The 5,538-nt window shown below is 70.9% G+C and carries 5 protein-coding genes; all 5 read right to left on the reverse strand.

Annotated features, from left to right (window positions below; genetic code table 11):
• Nucleotides 1-173: 173 nt before the first annotated feature.
• Complete coding sequence (locus tag ABDW35_RS31245; protein ID WP_343717749.1) at nt 174-2,105, reverse strand: prolyl oligopeptidase family serine peptidase; 1,932 nt, start codon at nt 2,103-2,105, stop codon at nt 174-176.
• Between the two features lie 68 nt (nt 2,106-2,173).
• The gene (locus ABDW35_RS31250; RefSeq protein ID WP_343717750.1) at nt 2,174-3,169 is read right to left on the reverse strand and encodes an oligopeptide/dipeptide ABC transporter ATP-binding protein; all 996 of its coding nucleotides are present in this window, start codon (nt 3,167-3,169) and stop codon (nt 2,174-2,176) included.
• Complete coding sequence (locus ABDW35_RS31255) at nt 3,166-4,170, reverse strand: ABC transporter ATP-binding protein (RefSeq protein ID WP_343717751.1); 1,005 nt, start codon at nt 4,168-4,170, stop codon at nt 3,166-3,168. Before ABDW35_RS31255 ends, ABDW35_RS31250 begins: the two co-directional genes overlap by 4 nt.
• On the reverse strand, nt 4,160-5,053 hold the full coding sequence (locus tag ABDW35_RS31260; RefSeq protein ID WP_343717752.1) for an ABC transporter permease subunit: 894 nt from the start codon (nt 5,051-5,053) through the stop codon (nt 4,160-4,162). The genes ABDW35_RS31255 and ABDW35_RS31260 overlap by 11 nt, the downstream gene beginning before the upstream one ends.
• A partial coding sequence (locus tag ABDW35_RS31265; protein WP_343717753.1) for an ABC transporter permease subunit occupies nt 5,050-5,538 on the reverse strand: 489 nt, incomplete at its 5' end. The genes ABDW35_RS31265 and ABDW35_RS31260, both read right to left, overlap by 4 nt.

Here is a 5,538-nt window from a genome sequence, read left to right on the forward strand (position 1 = left end):
CCCTTGGGGGAGGGGGGTAGGGGGAGGGGGTTCTCTCGGCTTGATCCGGCCGAGACCTTGCAAATCCGCCTATTCGTTAGATCAACGCCTTGCCCATTCGCGCGCGGACGCGCACAGACCCCTCCCCCTGCCCCCCTCCCGCAAGGGGAGGGGGGACTATAAAGGGATGGGTGTCAGCTATCTTGAAAAGGTCCCGCCGACGGGAGAGGTAACGCGACCACCTCGATGTCTTCTGCTCCGGGATCCTCCAGCGCCGGCCCGAAGGCCTCGCTGAAGAAGGCGATCAGCCGCTCATACAGCACCCGGCAGTTGCCCGGCTTGACGATGCCGTGGCCTTCGTCCGGGAACAGCAGCGTCTCATAGGGGATGCCGCGGGCGTCAAGCTCGGCCCGCATGATCTCGACATGCTCCGGCGTCACATTGGGGTCGGTCAGGCCCTGGACGATCAAGAGCCGCCCCTTGATCCGGTCGACGGCGTGGATCGGCGACCGCTCGCGGTACTTTTCCGGCAGCTCGTCCGGCGTGCCGCCCATCATCGCCTCGGAATAAGGGCGCAGGTCCGGCCGGGTGGTCCAGTAGTCGGTAACCAGGTCGGTCATGCCGCAGATCGGGGCGGAGGCCGCGATCACCTCGCGCGGGAAATGCGTGATCGCCCACCAGGCGGAATAGCCGCCATAGGACAGGCCGGTGATGCCGACCCGGCCCGGCTGCGCCAGCCCGGCATTCATCAGCGCCAGGACGCCGGTGCGGATGTCCTCCTGCTCGCGCCCGCCCCAGCCATCCGCCTTGATCGCCTCCTGGAAGGCCAGGCCCAGGCCGGTGCTGCCGCGGTAGTTCGGCTGCAGCACATGGAAGCCGGCGCGGCACAGCGCCTGCGGCACCGGGTCGAAGCGGCCGTCATAGTGGGCGGTCGGGCCGCCATGGACATGGACCACGGCGCCGCGCGCCTCGCCTTTGGCACGGTACAGCCAGCCCTGGACCCGCAGCCCGTCGACCGAATGCCACCAGAAGGGCTCGGCCGGGCTCAGCTCCGCCGGGTCGGGCAGGGTGCCCTCAGGCAGCGGCGCCAGCTCATGGGCGGTCAGCAGGTCCGGCGCCTCGGCCGCCAGGGTCACGATATCGGTCGGCGCGGTGGCCCGGCCGCGCTCCAGCACCCAGCGGCCGTCGGGCAGCGGCGCGATCGGGCGCAGGATGTCGCCGCCGCGGAACACCGGGGCATAGGCGCCGGTCGGGACCATCAGGAACCCGGCCTCGTCCCGCGCGGCGCTGGATTCCAGCACCACCAGCAGGTCCTGGCCGCCATCGGCCTGACGCGGCCAGCGCACATGCTCGACCGGGATCGCCGGATTGTCGACCAGCCAGCGCAAATCGTCGGAAGCGAGGTCGATCAGCCCCAGCCGCTTATGCGATGGTCCCTCGGCGACAAAAGCGACGCGCGACCCGTCCGGCGACCACACGCCCTCGGCCTTGGCCGGGCCGCCGGGGTTGTACAGCTCGCGGTCCGTGCCGGTCTCCAGGTCGTAGACCCACAGCGCCCGGCCGCTCGGATGGTGGTCGTTGCGCAGATACAGGATCCGGCGCCCGGTCGGGTCCAGCTTCGGCGTCAGCTTGCAGGACCGCCGCGGCGACGCGAGGGCGCGCTGCGCCCCCGTGGCGATGTCGTGCTCGTAGAGATGAAGAATGTCGCCGCCCAGCCCGGTGGCCGGGTCGCGGCTGGCGGCATAGACCAGCCGCCGCCCGTCCGGGTGCGCTTGAGCGGTGTAGACGTAATAGCCCGGCCGGTCGGGCAGCAGCGCCTCGGCCGGCCGCGCGGGGTCGAGCCACACCCGCTGCAGCCCGACCTGCTCCTCGCCATCGCGGCGGCGGGCGACGATCAGCGCCTGGCCGTCCGGCGCCCAGCTGAAGCTCTCGCAATCCCAGCCGGAGAACGGCTCCGGCAGCAGGCGCGGCGCCGCGTCCCCCGCAGTCGGGGCGATCCAGGGCCCGTTGCCCTCGGCCTTGCCGTTCCACAGCCAGGCCACCCAGCGCCCGTCCGGCGACACGGAAGGGAACAGCAGCCGCGGCGCGGCGATCAGGCGGTCCAGGAAGCCGGGATCGATGCTCATGACCGAAATGCTACTCCAGCGGCGGCGGGTCGGGATACGGCGCCGGACGCATGGCGGGCGCGGCGCGGTCAGGCCGGGACGCCGGCCAGCTCCTCGATCCGGTGGCAGGCGGCGCGATGGCCGGTGCCGAAATCGCGCAGCCCCGGCACGGCGCGGGCGCAGAGGTCGACGGCATGCGGACAACGGGTGCGGAAGGCGCAGCCGGAGGGCGGGTTGATCGGCGACGGCGTGTCGCCCTGCAGCACCACCCGCCGGCGCTGCCGCGCCCGCACCGGGTCGGGCACCGGCACGGCGGAGAGCAGCGCCTGGGCATAGGGGTGCAGCGGCCGGGCGAAGAAGGCGTCGCGGCCGGCGATTTCCGCCTCTCGCCCCAGATACAGCACCATCACCCGGTCGCTGATGTGCCGCACCACGCTCATATTGTGGGAGATGAAGATCAGCGCCATACCCATCTCCCGCCGCAGCCGCATCAGCAGGTTGACGATCTGCGCCTGGATCGAGACGTCCAGCGCCGACACCGGCTCGTCGCAGACGATCAGCTTCGGCCGCAGGATGATGGCGCGGGCGATGCCGATGCGCTGGCACTGCCCGCCGGAGAATTCATGCGGGTAGCGATGGGCCAGGGCCGGGGACAGGCCGACCTGGCGCATCGCCTCGTTCACCCGGGCGGCGACCTCGGCCCGCTTCAGCTCGGGGTGGAAGGTGCGCAGCGGCCGGCCGATGATCTGGGCCACCGTCATGCGCGGGTCCAGCGACGCCAGCGGGTCCTGGAAGATGATCTGCATGTCGCGCCGCCGCGGCCGCAGCGCATCCTCGGGCAGGCCGGTCACGTCGCTGCCGTTCCAGGCGACGGTGCCGGCGGTTGGCGGGATCAGCTTCAGCACGGCCCGGCCGAGGGTGGACTTGCCGCAGCCGGATTCGCCGACCACGGCCAGCACCTCGCCCGGGGCCAGGTCGAAGGACACGTCGTCCACCGCCTTGACCAGCAGCGGCGGGCCGCCCAGCAGCCCGGCCGAGAGCGGGAAATGGACCTTCAGGTTGCGGACCGACAGCACCGGGGTCATGGCACCAGCTCCGGCACGGCGGCTTGCTGCGGCAGCGGCCGGTGGCAGGCGACGACGCGGCCGCCTCCATCGCGCGCCGGCAGCAGCGGCGGCATCTGGGCGGTGCAGGCCTCGACCCTGCGGTCGCAGCGCGGGGCGAAGGGGCAGCCCGGCAGGTCGCCGGCGGCCGCGCGCGGCTGGCCCGGGATCACCCGCAGCTCGCCCTCCGTCCCCTCCAGGTCCGGCGTCGAATCCAGGAGACCGCGCGTGTAGGGATGGGCCGGATCGGCGAAGAGCGGGTCGACCGGTGCCGCCTCCATCACCTTGCCGCCGTAGAGCACCAGCACCCGGTCGCACATCTCGGCGACGACGCCCAGGTCGTGCGTCACCAGAATCACCGCCGTCCCCAGCTCGCGCACCAGATCGCGCAGCAGGTCCAGCACCTGGGCCTGGACGGTGACATCCAGCGCCGTGGTCGGCTCGTCCGCCAGCAGGATGCGCGGGTTGCACAGCAGCGCCATGGCGATCATGACCCGCTGCCGCATGCCGCCCGACAGCTCGTGCGGGTATTGCCGCATGCGCCGCGCCGCATCCGGGATCTTCACCCGGTCCAGCATCCGCGCGGCGGCTTCCCAGGCATCGGTCTTCTTCATCCCCTGATGGCGGATCAGCACTTCGGTCAGCTGCGCCCCGACCCGGTGATAGGGGTTCAGCGAGGTCATCGGGTCCTGGAAGATCATGGTCATGGCCGACCCGCGCAGCCGGTCCAGCCCGCGCCGGTCCAGCGCCAGCAGGTCCTGCCCCTCGAAGCGGATCCGGCCGGTGGCGGCGCCGTTGCCGGCCAGCAGGCCCATGATCGACAGCAGGATCTGGCTCTTGCCCGACCCGCTCTCGCCGACGATGCCCAGCACCTCGCCGCGGCGGACGGTGAAGTCGACGCCGTCAACGGCCACGGCCTCGCCCCGGCGCGTCCGGAAGCGGATGCCGAGGCCCTCGACCGACAGCAGGGGATCAGCGTTCATTGGGGTCGAAGGCATCGCGCAGCCCGTCGGCGACGAAGTTCATGCAGAACAGGGTCAGGGCCAGGGCCAGGCCCGGCAGGATCAGCATATGCGGGGCTGTCTCGATCTTGGCCTGGCCCTCGCTGATCAGCACGCCCCAGCTGGTCTCCGGCGCCTGCACGCCAAGGCCGAGGAAGCTGAGCAGGGATTCGCTCAGGATCACGTCCGGAATCAGCAGGCTGGAATAGACGATCACCACGCCGACGCAGTTCGGCATGATGTGCTTCAGCACGATCTGCCGCTTGGTCATGCCGCCGGCCCGCGCCGCCTCGATGAACTCGCGGCTGCGCAGGGCGATGGCCTGGGCGCGGACGATGCGCGACGGCGTCAGCCACAGCGACAGCACCACGGCGATGATCACGGCGGTGCTGCCGCGGCCCAGCGCCATACTGATCAGGATGACCTGGAAGATGTAGGGGATGCCGTACAGCACGTCGACGATGCGCATCATCACCTGGTCGACAACGCCGCCCAGGAAGCCCGCGACCGACCCCCAGGTGACGCCGATGGCGACGGCGATCAGCGTCGCCACCAGGCCGATGATCAGCGACACCTGGCCGCCGGCCATGATCCGCAGCAGCAGGTCGCGGCCCAGGTCGTCGGTGCCGAAGGGATGCGCCGAGAACAGGTCCAAAGGCGCGTTCATCGCCTCGAAATTGGCGTCGTCCGGCTCATAGCCGTACAGCAGCGGCCCGCCGAAGCAGAAGACCACGATCAGGACCAGGATGACCAGGCTGGCCACCGCGGCCCGGTTGGCGCGGAAGCGGCGCAGCGCCTCGCGCAGCGGGCTGACGCCCTCGGCGCCCTCTTCCGGCGGAGCGAGTTCGGCCGTTGCGTCGGTCATGTCCGCGACCTCGGGTCCAGCAGCATCTGCGCCACGTCGGTCACCATGTTGAACAGGATGATGCAGCTGCCGTAGACCAGCGTGACCCCCATCACCATGGTGTAGTCGCGGCTGATCGCGCTCTCGACGAAGTAGCGGCCGATGCCGGGCACGGCGAAGATGGTCTCGATCACCATCGACCCGGTGATGAGCCCGGCCGTGGCGGGGCCGAGATAGGCGATGACCGGGATCATAGCGCCGCGGATGGCGTGGTGGGTCAGCACCCGCCACTCGCCCACCCCCTTGGCCCGGGCGGTGCGGATGTAGTTGCTGCGCAGCGTCTCGATCATGGCGCCGCGGGTCAGTCGGGCGACATAGGCGATGTTCGGCAGCGCCATCGCCACCACCGGCAGCACCATCGACCGCCAGCCATTGTCCCAGCCCGCCACCGGAACCAGGCTCAGCATCAGGGCGAAGACGATCTGCAGGATCGGCGCCATGACGAA

The organism is Inquilinus sp. (assembly GCF_039594555.1).
Classification (GTDB): Bacteria; Pseudomonadota; Alphaproteobacteria; order DSM-16000; family Inquilinaceae; genus Inquilinus.